The following is a 20,420-nucleotide window of genomic DNA, read 5'->3' as shown; positions in this document are numbered from 1 at the left end:
CGAGTGCGTCCACTACCACTCTGATAATTTTTTCAGGCGTTTCTTCTGCAACTTTCTCGATTTCTACACCACCTTCGGTAGAAGCCATGAAAGTAATACGACGGCTAGAACGGTCTACAACCGCGCCCAAATAAAGCTCACGCTCAACTGGGTAAACGTCTTCAGCAACGATAATGCTGTTAACTGGTTGACCATTTGCATCTGTTTGATACGTTACTAAACGAGTACCAATGATGTTGTTAGCGAATTCAATAACATCTTCTTTAGATTTTGCAACTTTAACACCACCAGCCTTACCACGGCCACCAGCATGAACTTGCGCTTTCATTACTGCGAATTTACCACCAAGCTGTTCAAATGCAGCAACTGCTTCGTCTGCATTGGTTGCCAAGATACCTTCTTGTACTGGCATACCATATTCTTTCAATAACGCTTTAGCTTGATACTCATGTAAGTTCATTTAGTTACCTACTATGTTGTTTGTGTGATACAGCCTAGATGTACTTAAAACTAGACTGCTACATATTGAGTAAATGATCACCTTATAAAAGCGATCATCATCATTCAAAAAAAGTGTGGCGAACCACACTTTTAATTTATTTACGCTTACGTTGAATCGCGTGGATTGCACGACCATCAACAGCAAGCGCTGCTTCATGTACAACTTCAGAGAATGTTGGGTGACCAAAAGTCATCAATTGTAAATCTTCAACTGAAGATACAAATTCAAGTGCGATCATACCTTGATGTACGATATCAGATGCATTTGGACCAACAACGTGCATACCTAACAGGCGATCTGTTTTGGCATCAGCAACGAATTTAACAAAACCAGCAGTATCACCAGCAGCCAGTGCACGACCATTCACCGCAAACGGGAATTGACCTGCTTTAACTTCATGACCTTTTTCTTTAGCTTGTTCTTCAGTTAGACCAACCCAAGCTGCTTCTGGATGCGTGTAAATAACACTGATGATAGTGTCATAGTTCACTTGAGCAGCATGACCGTGAATACGCTCAACAGCCATTACGCCCTCTTCCATTGCTTTATGTGCAAGCATTGGACCACGAACTAAGTCACCAATTGCGTAAACGCCTTCAACAGATGTTAGACATTGATCATTGACATCAACCAAACCACGTTCAGTCAATTTAATACCAGAGTCTTCTGCCAACAAACCTTCTGCATACGCTTTACGGCCTACACAAACGATCAGCTTGTCAAACACTTGCTCTTTGTCTTCGCCAGCTTGGTTATACTTAACGGTTACTTCGCGACCGTTAATTTCTGTGCCAGATACTTTTGCACCGATACGAATATCTAAATCTTGTTTTTTCAAGATTTTTTGATATTCCTTCGCTAATGCTTTGTCCGCCATCGGCAAGAAAGTATCCATTGCTTCAAATACAACAACTTCTGCACCTAAGCGACGCCATACAGAACCAAGTTCTAAACCGATCACACCTGCACCAATCACACCCAGACGCTTTGGAACTTCTGGGAATTTTAATGCGCCAGTTGAGTCAACGATTAAGTCTTCATCAACAGGTGCTACAGGAATATTTACTGGCACAGAACCCGTCGCGAGAATCACGTACTTAGGCTCTAAAACCTGTACATCACCCTCGAAAGGCGTAAATTCTACTTTTTTACCAGCAAGTAATTTACCCGTACCTTGTAACCACTCGATACCATTACCTTTCAGTAATTGAGCAACACCACCTGTCAATTGTTCTACAACTTTGTCTTTACGAGCAAGCAAAGTATCTAAATCAAATTTAACTTCGCCTGTGCTAATACCGTGTTCAGCAAGTTCATGAATCGTTGCTTCATAACGGTGAGAAGAATCAAGTAATGCTTTAGAAGGGATACAACCCACGTTTAAACACGTACCACCTAGAGATGGCTTACCGTTGTGAATACGTTTTTCGATACAAGCAACTTTAAAACCCAGTTGTGCAGCACGGATCGCTGCTTCATAACCACCAGGTCCACCGCCAATAACAACAAGATCAAACTGTTGAGACATTTTTATCTCCGATTAATCCCCCTAAATCCCCCTTTTTCAAAGGGAGACTTCCCCCTCTTTACTAAAGAGGGATTAGGGGAGATTTATAATTAATGTATTAAAGATCGAGAATGAGTTTAGCTGGCTCTTCTAACAACTCTTTGATTGTTACCAAGAAACCTACAGCTTCTTTACCATCGATTAAACGGTGGTCATAAGAGAGTGCTAAATACATCATTGGTAAGATTTCAACTTGACCATTTACCGCCATTGGACGCTCTTGGATCTTATGCATACCCAAAATAGCTGTTTGCGGCGTATTCAAAATCGGCGTTGAAAGCAATGAACCGAAAGTACCACCATTGGTGATCGTGAACGTACCACCAGTCATGTCTTCGATACCTAATTTACCGTCACGTGCTTTATAAGCGTAGTCACGGATACCGTTTTCAACTTCTGCATAGTTCATACGGTCAGTATCACGAAGTACAGGAACAACTAAGCCACGTTCACTCGATACAGCAACACCGATGTCATAGAAACCGTGATAAACGATATCATCACCATCAATAGAACCATTCACCGCTGGGTAGCGTTTTAATGCTTCAGTCGCCGCTTTAACAAAGAATGACATAAAGCCTAAACGAGCACCATGACGCTTCTCGAAAGCATCTTTATATTGCTTACGCATTTCCATGATTGGCTTCATGTTAACTTCGTTGAATGTCGTTAACATTGCAGTTTGTTGTGTTGCAGCCAATAAACGCTCAGCAACACGCTTACGTAAACGCGTCATTGGAACACGTTTTTCGATACGCTCGCCTACAGCAACGCTTAATGGTTGAACTGATGCAGCAGGTTTAGCTTGATGACCAGCAACATCTTCTTTAGTGATGCGACCACCACGGCCTGTACCTTGTACATCAGCAGCATTGATACCTGTTTCAGATAATGCTTTACGAACCGCAGGCGCTTGGTTTTGATCAACTGCTTGAGTTGATGCAGCCGCTGGCGCAGATGCAGCAGGAGCTTCAGCCGCTGGTGCAGCAGCTTCAGGAGCAGCCGCAGAAACAGCACCAGCTTCAAACTGTGCAATCACTTCGTCAGAAAGTACTGTTTCGCCTTCGTCTTTGATGATTGCAACCAAACTACCGTCAGCTGGAGCAACCACTTCTAAAACAACTTTATCGGTTTCAATGTCACAGATCACTTCATCACGTGATACAGGTTCACCTACTTTCTTGTGCCAAGTTGCGATCGTACCGTCAGCAACTGACTCTGGGAATACCGGTGCTTTAATTTCGGTTGCCATTATTGAGAATCTCCTGATTGTTCAGCTTCAATTGCAAGTGCGTCATTGACGAGCTGAGCTTGTTGTTTTGCATGCAAGTACGGTGAGCCACAGGCAGGTGCGGCAGATGCTTCACGACCAGCATAGCTAATACGAATTTGTTTACCAGATTTAAGCATGTCTTCATATAAACGAGGAACGATGAACAACCAAGCGCCTTGGTTCTTCGGTTCTTCTTGTGCCCAAACAAGATCTTCAATGTTTGGATATGTAGCCATGACTTCAGCTAAGCGCTGCTCTGGGTAAGGATACAATTGTTCAATACGAACGATCGCAGTATTGTTTAAACCAAGCTCACGACGTTTTTCGAGTAAATCGTAATAAACCTTACCACCACAAAGCACTAAGCGAGTCACTTCAGCTTTGTTGATTTGATCCACTTCATCGATCACAGTTTGGAATGCACCATTTGCTAATTCATCTAAAGTTGAAGTCGCAAGTTTGTGACGTAATAAAGATTTCGGTGACATCACGATCAAAGGCTTACGAATAGGACGAACCGCTTGACGACGTAACGCATGGAAGATTTGCGCTGGAGTCGTTGGTGTCATCACCTGCATATTTTCTTCAGCACATAGCTGTAAGAAACGCTCTAAACGTGCAGATGAATGCTCAGGGCCTTGACCTTCATAACCATGAGGTAACAACATGGTAAGACCGCATACACGTTCCCATTTGGTCTCACCCGAAGCGATAAATTGGTCAATCACCACTTGTGCACAGTTAACGAAATCACCAAATTGTGCTTCCCAAACGATCAAACTCTTTGGCAAAGTGGTTGAATAACCATATTCAAATGCAAGTACAGCTTCTTCAGACAATAAAGAATCATATACCGCTGTACGAGGCTGATTTTCTTTGATGTGACAAAGAGGAATATATACAGAACCATCAACTTGGTTGTGTAATTTTGCATGACGATGAGAGAACGTTCCACGACCTACGTCTTCACCCGTAATACGCACAAGGAAACCGTCATCCAAAAGTGTTGCATAAGCTAAAGTTTCAGCAGCACCCCAGTTGAGTGGCATTTCGCCGGCTTGCATTTTCACACGGTCATCAATCACTTTTTGCACTTGGCGTTGCAACACAAAACCTTCTGGTAATGTATTCATCTTTTTACCAAGTTCTTTCAAACGATCGATATTAAAAGTTGTATCCCAAACATCTGTATATTCGTGACCTAGATACGGCGTCCAATCGACAAACATGTGTTTATTTGGTTCACGTACTAATGCATTGGCAACGTGATTACCAGCCTCTAAATCAGCGCGATAATCCTCTACCATTTGATCAGCAGTCGAACGATCAAGCACTTTCTCTTGTACCAATTGATCTGCGTATAAAGTACGTGTTGTCGCTTTTTTATTAATGACTTGATACATCAATGGTTGAGTACCAGATGGCTCATCTGCCTCGTTATGACCACGACGACGGTAGCAGAATAAGTCCAAAATCACGTCTTTACGGAATTCATGACGGAAATCATGTGCAATTTGCGTCGCAAAAATAACGGCTTCAGGATCATCACCATTAACATGGAAAATAGGTGCCTGAATCATTTTTGCTACATCGGTACAGTATTCTGTAGAGCGTGTGTCACGTGGATCTGAAGTGGTAAAACCGACTTGGTTATTGACCACGATATGAACCGTACCACCAACCGTATAGCCACGCGTTTGTGACATTTGGAAGGTTTCCATGTTCACACCTTGACCTGCAAATGCAGCATCACCGTGAACAATCAATGGAAGTACGTCATCACCGCCGATATCTTTACGACGAACTTGACGTGCACGTACAGATCCTTCAACCACTGGACCAACGATTTCTAAATGGGATGGGTTAAATGCTAAAGCTAGGTGAACTTCGCCACCTGGGGTCATAACATTAGATGAGAAACCTTGATGATACTTCACATCACCAGAGCCTTTCTTATGAATGCTTTTACCTTCAAACTCACCAAAAAGGTCAGCTGGGTTTTTACCCATAATATTGACAAGCAAGTTGAGACGACCACGGTGTGGCATACCAATCACAACTTCTTTACAACCAACTGCACCTGCACGTTGAATCAGCTCGTTGACCATTGGAATAAAAGACTCACCGCCTTCCACACCAAAACGCTTTGCGCCAACGAATTTGTTGCCAAGATATTTTTCCAAGCCTTCAGCTGCCGTTAAGCGCTCAAGTACAGCTTTTTTCTGCTCTGCATTTAACTGGAATTTACCGCGAACACTTTCCAAACGTTGTTGAATCCAACGTTTTTCTTTGGTGTCAACAATATGCATATACTCTGCACCAATTGAACCGCAGTAAGTTGCTTCCATTGCCTCAATCATTTCTGACAATGTTGCTTCTGCTTTTCCAATTGCAAGATTGCCTGTATTAAATACAGTATCTAGATCAGATTTAGTTAAATTATGTTCAGATAAATCAAGGTCAGGAACTTCTTCGCGTTTCGCAAGACCTAATGGATCAAGTTTAGCTTTTTGATGACCACGGTTACGGTACGCAGCGATGAGTTGTAAAACACCAATTTGACGACGCTCGTGCTCTGTACTAACAGTACTTTGTACCATAGGTTGCACACGATTGGCATTACGTCCTAATAAAAGGAACTGTTCACGCACATTACCGTGTGGCTGATCACCTTTAGGATATTTATCAAAATATTCACGCCAATCCTCAGAGACTAAGGTTGGAGATGATAGGTACAGCTCGTAAAGATCTTCAATATACGCTGCACTATCAGCAGAAAGTTCAGTGTCAAGACGCAGCGCGTCAGCAACTTCTTGCATTTTTGGACCCATTTCCTATTGCAAAAAATATTACGGGTTGCCTTTTAAGCGCACCCATGATTCATAATGTCAAATTGGTAACAAGACACTACAGCCCAAGATCTTACGACCTTGAGACATCATTACTACACATCCGGAATATTTCCTTTGATGTAATAAATGAGCTATGCACTTTCAATTCAAAGCACATAACTCATTCTTATACTCGATGAAATCGAGCAATTTTTTGCAAATCATTTTAGAAAAATTAAATCAAACTTTAACTTTTCTAAAATGACTTCCCCAGTAAAAAAGTAAAAAAAAGCCAAAATAAAAGCTTGAGATATCAGCCGAAGACACCTCTAAGAATAAACTTATTTTTTGCTTTTAGCTGTGGCAGAAATGCTAACATGTTATCAAGCGGGGATTGATTTTTTTGACACATACCATCCATAAAGCAGCGAAATACATACATCAAATTATGCTCTAATATACCGCCCTTTTTATAAAAGTTGCGCTTTTATCGACCAAAGTTCAACAAACGCTACAATTCTTGCACAAACATCACGCATAGTGTTTAAAAATAAGCCACATCATCACATATCCATTTTTATTATTAAGCTTAACAATATGACTTATATGTCTAATTAACACACTCAGGGACTTATTCACCTGCAATTTTTAGAAGTGAAACTTCAATAAATAAAAAACGGAAGCTCCTTTCGAAACTTCCGTTTTTGCGTTAGAAAACGAAATTAACCCGCTTGATCTAACAACATATTACGAATGTGACCAATTGCCTTCGTCGGGTTTAGTCCTTTAGGACATACCGATACACAGTTCATGATTCCCTTACAACGGAACAAGCTGAATGGATCATCTAAACGAGCCAAACGTTCTTGTGTCGCTGTATCACGAGAGTCAATGATAAAACGATATGCATTTAACAAAGCTGATGGTCCAAGGAACTTATCAGGGTTCCACCAGAATGATGGGCATGCTGTTGAACAACATGCACAAAGAATACATTCATACAAACCATCTAAATGTTCACGCTCTGACTGAGACTGTAAACGCTCTTTAGCTGGCGCAGGTTGATCATTGATCAAGAATGGGTGAATCTTGTTATATTGGTCATAGAATTGGTTCATATCTACGACCAAGTCTTTTACGACTGGCAAACCAGGTAAAGGACGAATCACAATCTTCTCTGGTAAGTCGTTCAGGTTCCACAAACAAGCCAAACCATTTTTACCATTGATGTTCACACCATCCGAACCACAAATACCTTCACGGCATGAACGGCGGAATGTTAATGTCTCATCCTGCACTTTCAACGCAAGTAACGCATCAAGCAACATACGGTGCTTATCGGTTAACTCAAGTTTATAAGTTTGCATGTACGGCGCTTTATCCTTATCAGGATCATAGCGGTAGATTTCGAATGTACGAGTGCCTCTACTCATCTTTGTTCTCCCAATTAGAATGTACGTGGCTTAGGTTCAATTGCTTCAACCGTCAATGGCTGGAAACGTACTGGCTTATATTCAAGACGATTGTCTGCTGAATACCATAACGTATGTTTCATCCACTCATCATCACGACGACCATAAGAATAAGTCGGGTGATCAGGTGCTAATTCATAATCAACAACGGTATGCGCACCACGACACTCTTTACGAGCAGCAGCAGAAATCAAGGTTGCTTTTGCAACTTCATATAAATTTTCAACTTCTAATGCTTCAACACGCGCTGTGTTAAACACTTTAGATTTGTCTTTTAAATGAATGTTACGCACACGTGATTCAATCGCAAGAATTTCTTTCACGCCTTTGTCAAGCAACGCTTGAGTACGGAATACACCAGCATGGTCTTGTACGATGTCACGAATAACATCTGCAACTTCTTGTGCATTTTCACCCGTAGCAGATTCATCCAATTTACGCACACGCGCCAATGTATTTTCCAATACATCTGTTGGAAGTGGAGCATAGTCATCGCCATGATGTTTAGTCACATAGTCAATGATATGTTCACCCGCTGCTTTACCAAACACAACAAGATCAAGCAATGAGTTCGTACCTAAACGGTTTGCACCATGTACAGACACACAAGAACATTCGCCAATTGCGTAAAAGCCTTTAACAGGTTTTACATAATCACGCGTACCTTTATAGGTATATTCTTTCGAATCTTTATCATAATGTGCAGAAAACTCACCTTCTTCCACGCCATGCGGTACAACCACTTGACCATGAATATTGGTAGGAATACCACCCATTTGATAATGGATTGTTGGCACAACAGGAATTGGCTCTTTAGTACAGTCAACGTTTGCAAACTTCTTACCAATCTCAAATACAGATGGTAGACGCTTCATAATCGTCTCAGCACCCAAATGCGTCATATCCAATAAGATATAATCCGCTTTAGGACCACAGCCACGACCTTCTTTAATTTCTTGGTCCATAGAACGTGATACGAAGTCACGTGGTGCCAAATCTTTTAAAGTCGGAGCATAACGTTCCATAAATGGTTCGCCGTCTTTGTTACGAAGGATACCACCTTCACCACGACAACCTTCAGTCAACAATACGCCCGCGCCCGCAACACCTGTTGGGTGGAACTGCCAGAATTCCATATCTTGTAATGGAATACCTGCACGCGCCGCCATACCAAGACCGTCACCAGTATTGATATAAGCATTGGTAGATGCGCGGTAAACACGACCTGCACCACCAGTAGCAAATAATGTTGCTTTGGCTTGGAACACAGCAATATTACCTGTTTCTTGGTCAATCGCTGTCACACCAAGTACGTCGCCTGCTTCGTTACGGATTAAATCTAATGCAATCCATTCAACGTAAAACTGAGTCCCCATTTTCACGTTGCTTTGATACAAAGTATGAAGCAATGCATGACCAGTACGGTCAGCAGCAGCACAAGCACGTGGAACAGCTTTTTCACCGTAATTTGCAGAGTGACCACCAAATGGACGCTGGTAGATCGTACCATCTTCATTACGGTCAAAAGGCATACCTAAGTGTTCAAGCTCATAAACAACTTTCGGTGCTTCACGCGTCATAAACTCGATTGCGTCCTGATCACCTAACCAGTCAGAACCTTTAACCGTGTCATAAAAGTGATAGTGCCAGTTATCTTCCTGCATATTACCTAACGACGCACCAATACCACCTTGAGCAGCAACCGTATGCGAACGTGTTGGGAATACTTTGGTCAATACCGCAACTTTTAAACCAGCTTGAGCAAGTTGGTAAGCAGCACGCATACCAGAACCACCACCACCAACGATAACTGCGTCAAATGATAGGGTTTGGATGTTTGAATAATTTTCTTTAGGGGTAGTTGCCATGATCTCTTCCTATCAATTTGCCCAGAAAATCTGGATACCCCAGATTGCGTACACGAATACTGAAATAATCACAGCAGTAGTGAGCACAAGGCGTAAACCTGAAGCCGAAGGACCCATTTGACGAGTCGTTACATAATCAGTAAAGACTTGCCACATACCAATCCAAGCGTGTGCAACCAGTGATAACACTGCTAATAAAGAAAAAATCTTCATTGGCAAAGTCAACATAAAGCCAGCCCACTGTTCATAACCGAATCCGCTATTGCAAAGGATCCAACCAAAAATAACAACAGTATAAGCAGCCAACACCACAGCACTAACACGCTGGATGTACCAATCGCGAGAACCTGAACCTGTTAAACCTGTAGCACTTTTCATCAGAACATAATCCATACGAAGGCTGCGACAATACAAACCGCAGACAAGATTAATGAAACTGTAGCTGCAATACGACCACTTTGTAACTCTTCAGCAAAACCGACATCAGCAAGCAAATGCTTGATCCCTGCGATGAAGTGGAAAATTAGGCCGGCTACAAATACCCATACGATAAAACGTACACAGATATTTCCGAAAACGACATTTTTAACGTAGTCAAATCCTTCTGGTGAAGATAAAGATTTATCCAAAATCCATAAAAGAACTGCGACGAGTAAGAAAACGATTACACCTGATAGACGGTGTAGAATTGATGCAATAGCCACGGGTGAGCGTAAATTTACCGCTAACACTTGACCCATGGACAAATTGACAGGTCTGTTGCTTTTCACAGCGGGCATCCTGTAGGTAGAAACTCCAACTGGAGTTTGTTTGAATTAATTCAAAGGAAAGCTGGCATTGTCAGGCAAGAACAGCACATGCCTAACCTATATATAACGACACCGAATTATAAGACGTGAAATATCAAAATACAAACAATCAGATTTCGCTTTAGTCTAAAAACCCATTAAATAAGAATCATTCACGAGTGCAACGACAATAACAATGATAAATCACCAAATAAAAATAAGATATCCACATGTTTTTTAAAGATAAAAATAGCAAGGGATTATTTATAAATATTTTTCACCTCCATTGATTTTTTCTTGTTTATTTCATAAAAAATACACGTTTTTAGCGTAAATTCAGTGCAAATCACACCGTTATGAATATTGTCAAAAATAATACCCCCCATTTATATATTAAATATGAATAATCAATAATCTATTCCTTGCGATCTCATACAAAAAAGAAGTGAGTTTTTTTTATACAAACAAGCGCACCACAATGAATCAATTATTCCAAAATGAATACACATTTCCAGTATTTTTTCAATGACTATTCAGCTCTAAGCCATGAGGTATATAGGATTTTAAATTATTCTAAGTCTTTATTTTATAAGCACCAAAATATTGCCGAAATAAAAATTTACTTACAATTGTACTGATGCTTCATTTTTTTTATGCACCTGAAACATGATTTGACATATTATACTCGACCGGTGCTGTGATTTTACTCAGTTTTTCCTTTGATACTGAATGACTAATTGACTGTAGCAACGTCATTTTTTATCCCTAAGTATAATTGACAAAATTTTAGTAGCCACTAATCTTATAGCAAATTTTGACACCGTCTGATTCGCACATGACAAGATTAGGATTTCGAGTCAGATAATCATTCACCAGGACAGGAGATCTATTGAATGTCTGCAGCAACTGGCAAAAAAGCCGTATTACAGCTTGATGGCAAAGAAATTGAATTACCAATTTACAGCGGCACATTGGGCCCAGATGTAATTGACGTTAAAGATGTATTGGCATCTGGTCACTTTACTTTCGATCCTGGTTTTATGGCGACAGCTGCTTGCGAATCTAAGATCACATTCATTGATGGTGACAAAGGTGTGTTATTACACCGTGGCTATCCAATTGATCAATTAGCGACTCAAGCAGACTACTTAGAAACTTGCTACTTATTGTTAAATGGTGAGCTTCCAACTGCTGAACAAAAAGCAGAATTTGACGCTAAAGTGCGCAACCATACGATGGTTCACGATCAAGTTAGCCGTTTCTTTAATGGTTTCCGTCGTGATGCTCACCCTATGGCGATCATGGTTGGTGTTGTTGGTGCTTTATCTGCGTTCTATCACAACGCTTTAGATATTGAAGATGTTAACCACCGCGAAATTACAGCAATTCGTTTAATTGCAAAAATCCCTACTCTTGCAGCTTGGAGCTACAAGTACACAGTAGGTCAACCATTCATTTACCCACGTAATGATTTAGGTTATGCAGAAAACTTCTTACACATGATGTTTGCAACACCTGCTGACCGTGATTACAAAGTAAATCCTGTTCTTGCTAAAGCAATGGATCGTATCTTCACGCTTCATGCTGACCATGAGCAAAATGCGTCTACATCGACAGTACGTCTCGCTGGTTCTACAGGTGCTAACCCTTACGCATGTATCTCTTCAGGGATTTCTGCACTTTGGGGACCTGCTCACGGCGGCGCAAACGAAGCTGTACTTCGCATGTTAGATGAAATCGGTAGCGTAGAAAACGTTGCTGAATTCATGGAAAAAGTGAAACGCAAAGAAGTTAAACTCATGGGCTTCGGTCACCGTGTGTATAAAAACTTTGATCCACGTGCAAAAGTCATGAAACAAACGTGTGACGAAGTTCTTGAAGCACTTGGTATCAATGATCCTCAGCTTGCTCTTGCAATGGAACTTGAGAAAATTGCACTGAACGACCCGTACTTCGTTGAACGTAAGCTTTATCCAAATGTCGATTTCTACTCAGGCATTATCTTAAAAGCAATCGGTATCCCAACTGATATGTTCACTGTTATTTTTGCACTTGGTCGTACCGTTGGCTGGATCAGCCACTGGTTAGAAATGCACGCATCTCCGTACAAAATCGGTCGCCCACGTCAGCTTTATACTGGCGAGACTCAACGCGATATCAAACGTTAATTTTAAAACAAAGTTAATGTTTAAAAAGCTGCCATATGGCAGCTTTTTTTATTTGAAAATCAAAAGAGCATACGTATTCAACACATCAATCATCATCTTCCAATAAACGCATCAAGTTATGACTAATACCATTTGCCCGTAACCATGCCAATTCATAACTCGCCTTGGCCAAAGCCAATACACGGCGCTCAAACTCATCCCAGATCGGCTTTACTTGCTTATCAGTCACACCCAAACCACTATCATGGGCAAGTTGTTTATTTTTTTCACAAAGCTTTAGCGCGTGATAAAGCTTACGCCCTGCGCTCGCAGTGTCCAGTATGCGAATATGCCGACTATGAATAAAACCTTCAACATGCTGAAAATCCGCATTGGGCAACAACGGAACCAAGATTTGGTCTAGCTGCGCATCTAAGCGCCGCCACACTGCCAATCGTTGTTCTGGGTTATATGTATTCCATTGAATGACTTCATGATTAAAACGGCGACAACCACGACACACTAGATCACCAAATACCGTTGAACAACGCCCTGCACATGGAGTCAATGATGGAATTCGACGATCACTACTCAAAACCAACTCCTATAAAACCATATTAATTTTATGGTTTTCTCGCTTATTTTCAGATTTCGCGCTAAAATGTGCGCCTTAATTTTCCTATCTTAATACATTTGGAGTTATCCATGAACGCTACTGTAGAACAGCTTGCACCTGTAGAACAGCAAGCGACCACAAATTGGGTTGTTGCGGCACTATATCAATTTAAAGAAGTTTCAGATGCAGCTGATCTGCAACAACGTCTTTTAGACTTAGTGAATCGTATCAATTTGTGTGGAACTCTGATTGTAGCTTCAGAAGGAATTAATGGCACAGTTGCAGGTGATCGTGCAGCAATTGATACAATTCATCGTTTTTTACTGGATGAAGGTTTTACGTCAATGGAATACAAAGAGTCTCATAGCTCTGACAAACCATTCCGTAAAATGAAAATCAAACTTAAAAATGAAATTGTGACTTTAGGTGTCGAAGTTAAGCCACGCGATTTAGTAGGTCACTATCTTGATCCAAAAGAATGGAACGAACTGATTGCGCGTGATGATGTGATCTTGATTGATACACGCAATGACTACGAATATAAAGCAGGTACATTTAAGGGTGCAGTTGATCCTAAAACTGAATCTTTCCGTGAATTTCCAGACTATGTAAAACAAAACCTTGAGCAGCATAAAGACAAAAAAATTGCGATGTTCTGTACAGGTGGTATTCGTTGTGAGAAATCAACCTCGCTACTCTTACAAGAAGGGTTTAACGAGGTTTACCATCTGAAAGGCGGTATTCTAAAATACCTTGAAGAAACGCCTGCCGAAGAAAGTCTTTGGGAAGGTGAATGCTTTGTCTTTGATGGTCGCACTGCGGTGACGCACGGTGTTGAAGAAGGTGAAAACATCAAATGTCATGCATGTGGTTGGCCTCTGACTAAAGCCGAATCAGAGTTATCAAGCTATGAACATGGTGTTTCCTGTGCTTACTGCATTGATAAAACAACGGACAAACAAAAAGCAGGCTTCCGTATGCGTCAATCACAAATTACTGCTGCAAAACGCAAACGCCTATAAGCGTGTATACACCCGAATTTCAAAAGCCTTAGTTTCTACTAAGGCTTTTTCGTTTTGTTAAAACATTTAACCAATACCTTATTGAGCGTTCATCGAATCACAATTAAGCTGCTTTAAATTCATAAACAATATTCAAAGGCACTATGGGACTAGAAGATTGGGTCTTATCCATCATGGAGAAACTAGGTTATCTAGGTATCACGTTTCTCATGTTTCTCGATAATGTTTTTCCACCTATACCTTCAGAAGTGATTATGACCTCAGCGGGCTACACAGCTGCGAAAGGTGACCTGAGTTTGATCGGTGTGATTATTGCAGGAAGTGCAGGCTCACTGTTAGCCGCAATGCTGTTGTACTGGGTTGGTCGAAAGATTCCACAGCAACACTTATTCCATTTTATTGCACGTTATGGGAAATATTTAAGAATAAGCACAACTGACTTGGAAAAATCTTTAACTTGGTTTGAAAAGCACGGGCACCGTGTTGTCTTTTTTGGTCGAATGATTCCAGCAGTTCGCTCGCTGATTAGTATTCCTGCGGGAATGAGCAAGATGCCTTTTGGTAAATTCATGACGTATAGCGCTGCTGGAACCGTAATTTGGACCTGTTTTCTTGCATGTATCGGTTATTATTTTAGTGAAAATCAGGCATTAATGACCGTAGTCATACAACGCGTAGGTTATATCATTTTAACCATTGCTGTCTGTTATATTTTGTGGCGATTGGCAAAGAAATTTTATTTGTCAAAAAGATAATTCTAAATAAAGATTGAGACTTAAAAATGCAACATGATTTTTGGCATAACAAATGGCAAACCAATAACATCGGTTTTCATCAAAATCAGCCCCATACGCTACTGACACAATATTTAACCAGCCTAAATCTTGCTAAAAATGCACGCATTTTTGTTCCACTTTGCGGAAAAAGCTTAGATATAAACTGGCTCATTGAACAAGACTATCATGTGATAGCAATAGATCTAAGTCCAATTGCGATTCAAGATCTAATTTTAAACTTAAGGCTCTCTTTTCAAGAAGCCCAAATAGGTCACTTGACTCATTTTCAGCATACTCAGATTGACCTCTTTGTCGGTGATTTCTTTGAGTTAACAGCAGCGCAAATCGGTAAGATTGATGCAATTTATGATCGAGCAGCGCTGATCGCACTACCAGATCAAATACGCACATCATATACGCAACATCTTTTAAAAATCACAAACCAAGCACCACAATTACTTATCAGCTTAGACTACGATCAAAACCTATTAGCAGGACCACCCTTTTCTGTTCCTGAATATGAACTAGCAGCACATTATGCAAGTTATTACGATATTAAATTATTAGCATCAAATACAGAAAATCTAAAAGGCAAACTCACCGCATATGAACATGCTTGGTGTCTAAACAAACATTCGACGAATGATTAAACTTTATGTCGACTACAAAAGCATTGATTAGTCTCTTTAGCGATCAATGCTTTTGATCTACCCTAATCATCATGTAGTTCAGCTCAAACCAAACCCAAGTTGACTTGCCCTCATCTCAGCACTTAACCAGTCTCGAAACAGTACCTTACGCATATCATCTTCAAACGGCTGAGCCGACAATAAAAAATAAGAAGAACCATCCTGATATACAGGATGAAGCAGTTCCAGCATCTGATATTTTATTTCCCTTTCAACCATATACGCAGATACAACAGTAGCCCCTAATCCAGCCAAACATGCTTCAATACATAAATAAAAATGCTCAAGTGTAGATTTCTTAAATTCCCGATACTGCCCTTTGTGAGTCTCTTTAAAGTGTTGCCATAGTCTTGGTCTTGATGTGGAAATAAACATCTGCTTAGCATGTTGTGAATTATTTTTTGCAGCGACACACAACATATATTCATCTGCAATTTTTTCACTATAAATCGCTTTCCCCCAATCAAAGTCATCACGCCTAAGGGCTAAGTCTATATTTTGATCCTTAAAATTGACCGCTCCACCACCCGTGAAAAGGCTGACCTCAAACTCAGGGTAAAGCTGTTTAAATTGCGCCAACCGTGGAATCAACCATTTCATTGCAAGAGTTGGCTCACACGAAAGGACTAAATTTCTTTGTGCTTTGGTCTTATTTTGCAACTGCATCAAACACTGATCAATGTGCTGAAAAACTTGCTGGCAGCAATCGAACAACACCTCGCCTTCACTGGTTAAGCGTAACTTTCTAGCTTCACGGATAAATAAGCTAAAACCTAAGCTATCTTCCAAATTTTTAAGCTGCTTACTGACCGCTCCTTGAGTCACAAATAGCTTTTCCGCAGCAATCGTCATACTCTCATAACGCGCCACATAATAAAAAAACTTAAGTGAATTCAAGGATAACCGCTCTATCATTCCAAAAACTCATATATGAATAAGAATTAATTTCGATTTTCAATATAACAAATATATGAAAAATATAAAGATACTTAGAATCAATATTTCAGGAATAGATGAGTGAATGAGCTAATAGCGATAACTGTGGTCACGATATTTGCCGTTATGAGTCCCGGTGCAGACTTTGCCTTAGTCACGCGGAATAGTTATCTCTACGGTCGAAAATCTGGAATCTGGACTGCCTATGGAATCGCTTGTGGTGTTTGGGTCCATATCAGTTACAGCTTAATTGGATTAACGTTTCTGCAACAATACCTTCCAAACCTAATTTATATTATTCAATACATTGGTGCAGCTTATTTGGTCTATATTGGCTATAAAACGTTCACTCAAGCACCCGTTGTTTTTGATCAAAACAGTACAGATATAACTAGCAGACAAGCATTCAAACATGGCTTTTTAACCAATAGTTTTAATCCTAAAACCACTTTATTTGTGATCAGTATCTTCTCGCAAATCATGACCTCAGAAAATAATATAAGCAGACTTTTTGCTTATGGCATTTTTATATCTGGCAGCCATTTACTCTGGTTTTGTTTAATTGCTGTCTTTTGCTCTACCCAAATGATTAGAAATAAAATATTCGCCAAACAAGTAGCAATCAATCGTATCATTGGTGTTGTACTCAGTGCTTTAGGTCTGAGTTTATTGTTTGCAAATTTATAGTGCTGAATAGAGCAATCCACTCAATGATCACTCTATCTTTACTTGCAATAGTTGAAAAAAAACGTCCTCTAGGGACGTTTTAATCTTTTACACAGATCGTAAGCGACTAAACTTAGATCGTTGAGACTTATTTAGCTGGCGTGTGGTACATTAAATAAATTTCATTCAAGTTATCTGGAATCTCTTCAGCTAACTCATCCATTAACTGTCCATTACGACGGAAAGATTCCATTTGTGGATCTTCTTCATCAATTCCACTAAACACCATGATCGGCAAAGTTAAATCAATCAACTGCTCTTCGAACTCAGGTACAAACCAAGCATCTTCATTTAAGAACATCGCATCAACAAAACCAACGCTCCAATCACCCAAGCTCGATTCTACATCTGCTTCTTCGATTTCAAATGGAAATTCGATTCCATCTTCATTGGCTAAATTTTGGCGAAGCGCCTCCAACCAAAGTTTGATTTGCTCAATCACTTCAGTTGGAACTTTCTTTTGATTGCTGTCGAATAACTCATCTAACCAACGATCAAATTTTGGGCCGACCGCAATCGCGCACAAAAAGCCATGAGTCGCAGCAAAATCTAGACCGTATTCGTTTTGATCACCGTCAAGATAATTACTCAATAAGTCTAAATCTAACGTGCTCATTCTCTATCCAATTCTAAAAAATCATCCACAACAGCATAACATTTTAGGACATAAAGTCTCAGCAATTTTGCTTAGTCTTCGTCATCAAGATCATCGTCGTCGAAATCATAGTCAAAATCTTTTAATTCTCGTTCCAAACGGCGCTGAGCCAGTAGATCATCAATTAAACGGCGCTTTTCTAATGATTCTTTAGCGGTGAGTTTACTTGACGACTCATCAAAACCAGCATCGTCCTCACCGTAGTTATCATCATCTAATTCAAAATCTGTAGAAGACACTAACACTACCTCGTAATGCAAAAATATAAATGGGTCTAGCCGCTATTTATCTGTCTTAGATTTCCGTGTCAAGTTTTATTTGATTTTTTCGCTATAAAATGATGTTTTGTACTTTTTTTCGGCGGTTTTTTTGTGTATTTATAGTCTAAGGACATTACCAATAAAAAACGCTTTTAGGAATTTAAGTCTTGAAAAATTATTGCTTAACCCCATATTCAACACACGACCTTAAAATCAAACATATTTTTTATTTAAAGCAAACGGATCAAATCCAAAACATTCCCAGTGAATTGTGCTATCATGCACGGTTTTTCACCGCCACAGATTCAACAAAGAGTAAGCAAAGATGAGCGATATGCATTCCCCTACTTCACAAGTAGCGGCTCTGATTAGCCGAGGCAAAGAACAAGGTTACTTAACTTACGCTGAGGTTAACGATCATCTCCCAGACTCAATTACAGAAAGTGAGCAAATTGAAGACATTATTCAAATGCTTCAAGATGTCGGTATTCCTGTGCATGAACGTGCGCCAGAAACCGATGACACCATGTTTGGTGAATCTACTGAAACAACAGATGAAGTTGCTGAAGAAGAAGCTGCTGCTGTATTAGCGTCGGTTGAAAGCGAACCTGGTCGTACGACTGACCCTGTGCGTATGTATATGCGTGAAATGGGTACAGTTGAACTGCTTACTCGTGAAGGCGAGATTAGTATTGCAAAACGTATCGAAGAAGGTATACGTGATGTTTTACATTCTATCGCATACTGGCCAAACGCAGTCGAAGTGGTATTACAAGAATATAATGATTATTTAACAGGTGAACGTCGTCTTGCCGATATTCTGTCTGGTTATTTAGACCCAGAATCTGACGAAGAAATCCCTGAAGTCATTGAAGAAGCAGAACTTGTAGAAGAAACTGATTCTGTAAAAACAACCAAAGAAGTTAAGCTAGACGATGATGACGAAGAAGAATCTGAAAGCGATGATGATTCTGAAGCTGACTCAGGTCCAGATCCAGAAATCGCTAAAGCGCGTTTCACTGAATTAGAAAGAGCTTGGAACGAAACAAAGACAGTTATCGCAGAGCATGGTCGCAATAGCGAAGAAGCAAAAGTTGCGCTCGAGTCACTCGCAACTGTCTTTATGATGTTCAAATTTACCCCGCGTCTATTTGACATCATTTCTGAAATGATTCGTGGTACACATGAACAAATCCGTACCAATGAACGTGAAATCATGCGCTATGCAGTACGTCGTGGTCGTATGGATCGTCACCAGTTCCGCACTTCGTTCCCTGAGCAAGAATCTAACCCAGCATGGTTAGATGAGCAAATCGCGAAGGCACCTGCTGAGATCAAAGGACATTTAGAAAAAGTTCGCCCTGATGTATTGGCTTTCCAACAAAAGATTGCCGATATCGAGAAAGAGCTTGAGTTAAACGTTAAGGATATTAAAGATATTTCTAAACGTATGGCTGTTGGTGAAGCGAAAGCTCGTCGCGCTAAGAAAGAAATGGTTGAAGCAAACTTACGTTTGGTTATTTCGATTGCGAAAAAATATACCAACCGTGGTCTGCAATTCCTCGATCTTATTCAAGAAGGTAACATCGGCTTAATGAAAGCCGTAGATAAGTTTGAATATCGTCGCGGTTATAAATTCTCGACCTATGCAACTTGGTGGATTCGTCAAGCGATCACGCGTTCGATTGCGGATCAGGCACGTACCATTCGTATTCCAGTACACATGATTGAAACCATCAACAAGATCAATCGTGTTTCTCGTCAGCTACTTCAGGAAATGGGGCGTGAGCCTACACCTGAAGAATTGGGCGAACGTTTGGAAATGGACGAAGTTAAAGTTCGTAAAGTACTAAAAATCGCAAAAGAACCGATTTCGATGGAAACACCGATCGGTGATGATGAAGATTCGCATCTTGGTGACTTCATTGAAGATGGCAACATCACTTCTCCAATTGATGCAGCCACTTCAGAAGGTCTAAAAGAAGCAACGCGCGAAGTACTTGAAAACTTAACTGAACGTGAAGCTAAGGTATTGAAGATGCGTTTTGGTATCGATATGCCAACCGATCATACTTTAGAAGAAGTGGGCAAACAGTTTGATGTAACACGTGAGCGTATTCGTCAAATTGAAGCAAAGGCTTTGCGTAAACTTCGCCACCCTTCTCGCTCGGAACACTTACGTTCATTCTTGGAAAACGACTAATATTTGGGAAGTTTTGCGCTACGATCAAAGCTTGAGAAGCATACGCTACAAGGTGATCGTGCAGGACTTGAAGTTAAGCACTTCATCCC

The 20,420-nt window shown here is 40.4% G+C and carries 18 protein-coding genes; 6 read left to right on the top strand and 12 right to left on the bottom strand.

What is annotated here, in order from left to right:
- The 8 genes from J2Y37_RS04555 to sdhC all read right to left on the bottom strand — a co-directional run.
- The coding region (locus tag J2Y37_RS04555) for an ATP-grasp domain-containing protein (protein ID WP_349032011.1) at window positions 1-460 on the bottom strand (460 nt) is incomplete at its 3' end.
- Between the two features lie 136 nt (window positions 461-596).
- A complete protein-coding gene (gene lpdA, locus J2Y37_RS04550; protein ID WP_121928580.1) occupies window positions 597-2,030 on the bottom strand; it encodes a dihydrolipoyl dehydrogenase in 1,434 nt (477 codons plus the stop codon).
- 97 nt (window positions 2,031-2,127) lie between these two features.
- Window positions 2,128-3,321 carry a 2-oxoglutarate dehydrogenase complex dihydrolipoyllysine-residue succinyltransferase gene (gene odhB, locus J2Y37_RS04545; RefSeq protein ID WP_004669195.1) on the bottom strand — a complete coding sequence of 398 codons (1,194 nt, stop codon included), beginning with the start codon at window positions 3,319-3,321 and terminating at the stop codon, window positions 2,128-2,130.
- The gene (locus J2Y37_RS04540; protein WP_005195561.1) at window positions 3,321-6,161 is read right to left on the bottom strand and encodes a 2-oxoglutarate dehydrogenase E1 component; all 2,841 of its coding nucleotides are present in this window, start codon (window positions 6,159-6,161) and stop codon (window positions 3,321-3,323) included. The genes odhB and J2Y37_RS04540 overlap by 1 nt, the downstream gene beginning before the upstream one ends.
- A 734-nt stretch (window positions 6,162-6,895) precedes the next feature.
- Window positions 6,896-7,606, bottom strand: a complete 711-nt coding sequence (locus tag J2Y37_RS04535) for a succinate dehydrogenase iron-sulfur subunit (protein WP_004669199.1) — start codon at window positions 7,604-7,606, stop codon at window positions 6,896-6,898.
- A gap of 14 nt (window positions 7,607-7,620) precedes the next feature.
- On the bottom strand, window positions 7,621-9,513 hold the full coding sequence (gene sdhA / locus J2Y37_RS04530) for a succinate dehydrogenase flavoprotein subunit (RefSeq protein ID WP_277602762.1): 1,893 nt from the start codon (window positions 9,511-9,513) through the stop codon (window positions 7,621-7,623).
- Between the two features lie 12 nt (window positions 9,514-9,525).
- The gene (gene sdhD, locus J2Y37_RS04525) at window positions 9,526-9,891 is read right to left on the bottom strand and encodes a succinate dehydrogenase, hydrophobic membrane anchor protein (RefSeq protein WP_004669203.1); all 366 of its coding nucleotides are present in this window, start codon (window positions 9,889-9,891) and stop codon (window positions 9,526-9,528) included.
- Complete coding sequence (gene sdhC, locus J2Y37_RS04520; protein WP_004669205.1) at window positions 9,891-10,283, bottom strand: succinate dehydrogenase, cytochrome b556 subunit; 393 nt, start codon at window positions 10,281-10,283, stop codon at window positions 9,891-9,893. Before sdhC ends, sdhD begins: the two co-directional genes overlap by 1 nt.
- A 911-nt stretch (window positions 10,284-11,194) precedes the next feature.
- Here sdhC and gltA point away from each other — a divergent pair.
- Window positions 11,195-12,469: a citrate synthase gene (gene gltA / locus J2Y37_RS04515; RefSeq protein WP_004669207.1), complete on the top strand. Its 1,275-nt coding sequence runs from the start codon at window positions 11,195-11,197 to the stop codon at window positions 12,467-12,469.
- Window positions 12,470-12,554: 85 nt separating this feature from the next.
- Here gltA and J2Y37_RS04510 read toward each other — a convergent pair whose 3' ends face one another.
- Entirely contained in the window at window positions 12,555-13,043 is a 489-nt protein-coding gene (locus J2Y37_RS04510; RefSeq protein WP_349032010.1) for a DUF1289 domain-containing protein, read from the bottom strand.
- A 110-nt stretch (window positions 13,044-13,153) separates the two neighbouring features.
- On the opposite strand from J2Y37_RS04510, the gene J2Y37_RS04505 reads away from it, so the two are divergent.
- The 3 genes from J2Y37_RS04505 to tmpT all read left to right on the top strand — a co-directional run bounded on the left by J2Y37_RS04505 (window position 13,154) and on the right by tmpT (window position 15,512).
- Window positions 13,154-14,086 carry a rhodanese-related sulfurtransferase gene (locus J2Y37_RS04505; protein ID WP_004669211.1) on the top strand — a complete coding sequence of 311 codons (933 nt, stop codon included), beginning with the start codon at window positions 13,154-13,156 and terminating at the stop codon, window positions 14,084-14,086.
- Window positions 14,087-14,295: 209 nt separating this feature from the next.
- On the top strand, window positions 14,296-14,841 hold the full coding sequence (locus J2Y37_RS04500) for a DedA family protein (RefSeq protein WP_349032009.1): 546 nt from the start codon (window positions 14,296-14,298) through the stop codon (window positions 14,839-14,841).
- A gap of 26 nt (window positions 14,842-14,867) precedes the next feature.
- Window positions 14,868-15,512 (top strand): thiopurine S-methyltransferase, encoded by a 645-nt coding sequence (gene tmpT / locus J2Y37_RS04495; protein ID WP_349032008.1) that lies wholly within the window; start codon window positions 14,868-14,870, stop codon window positions 15,510-15,512.
- 78 nt (window positions 15,513-15,590) lie between these two features.
- Here tmpT and J2Y37_RS04490 read toward each other — a convergent pair whose 3' ends face one another.
- The gene (locus tag J2Y37_RS04490) at window positions 15,591-16,466 is read right to left on the bottom strand and encodes a LysR family transcriptional regulator (RefSeq protein ID WP_349032007.1); all 876 of its coding nucleotides are present in this window, start codon (window positions 16,464-16,466) and stop codon (window positions 15,591-15,593) included.
- Window positions 16,467-16,568: 102 nt separating this feature from the next.
- Between J2Y37_RS04490 and J2Y37_RS04485 the strand changes: the two genes are divergently transcribed.
- Window positions 16,569-17,174, top strand: coding sequence for a LysE family translocator (locus J2Y37_RS04485; protein ID WP_349032006.1), 606 nt, complete (start codon window positions 16,569-16,571; stop codon window positions 17,172-17,174).
- A 127-nt stretch (window positions 17,175-17,301) separates the two neighbouring features.
- Here J2Y37_RS04485 and J2Y37_RS04480 read toward each other — a convergent pair whose 3' ends face one another.
- Together J2Y37_RS04480 and J2Y37_RS04475 are read right to left on the bottom strand one after the other, a co-directional pair.
- A complete protein-coding gene (locus tag J2Y37_RS04480; protein WP_121928591.1) occupies window positions 17,302-17,829 on the bottom strand; it encodes a YecA family protein in 528 nt (175 codons plus the stop codon).
- Window positions 17,830-17,900: 71 nt separating this feature from the next.
- Window positions 17,901-18,107 (bottom strand): hypothetical protein, encoded by a 207-nt coding sequence (locus J2Y37_RS04475; protein ID WP_004669223.1) that lies wholly within the window; start codon window positions 18,105-18,107, stop codon window positions 17,901-17,903.
- Window positions 18,108-18,453: 346 nt separating this feature from the next.
- On the opposite strand from J2Y37_RS04475, the gene rpoD reads away from it, so the two are divergent.
- A complete protein-coding gene (rpoD, locus tag J2Y37_RS04470) occupies window positions 18,454-20,331 on the top strand; it encodes an RNA polymerase sigma factor RpoD (RefSeq protein WP_004669224.1) in 1,878 nt (625 codons plus the stop codon).
- Window positions 20,332-20,420 lie beyond the last annotated feature (89 nt).

The organism is Acinetobacter sp. 3657 (genome assembly GCF_031456775.1).
GTDB lineage: Bacteria > Pseudomonadota > Gammaproteobacteria > Pseudomonadales > Moraxellaceae > Acinetobacter.
This window is presented reverse-complemented; position numbering and strand designations above follow the sequence as displayed.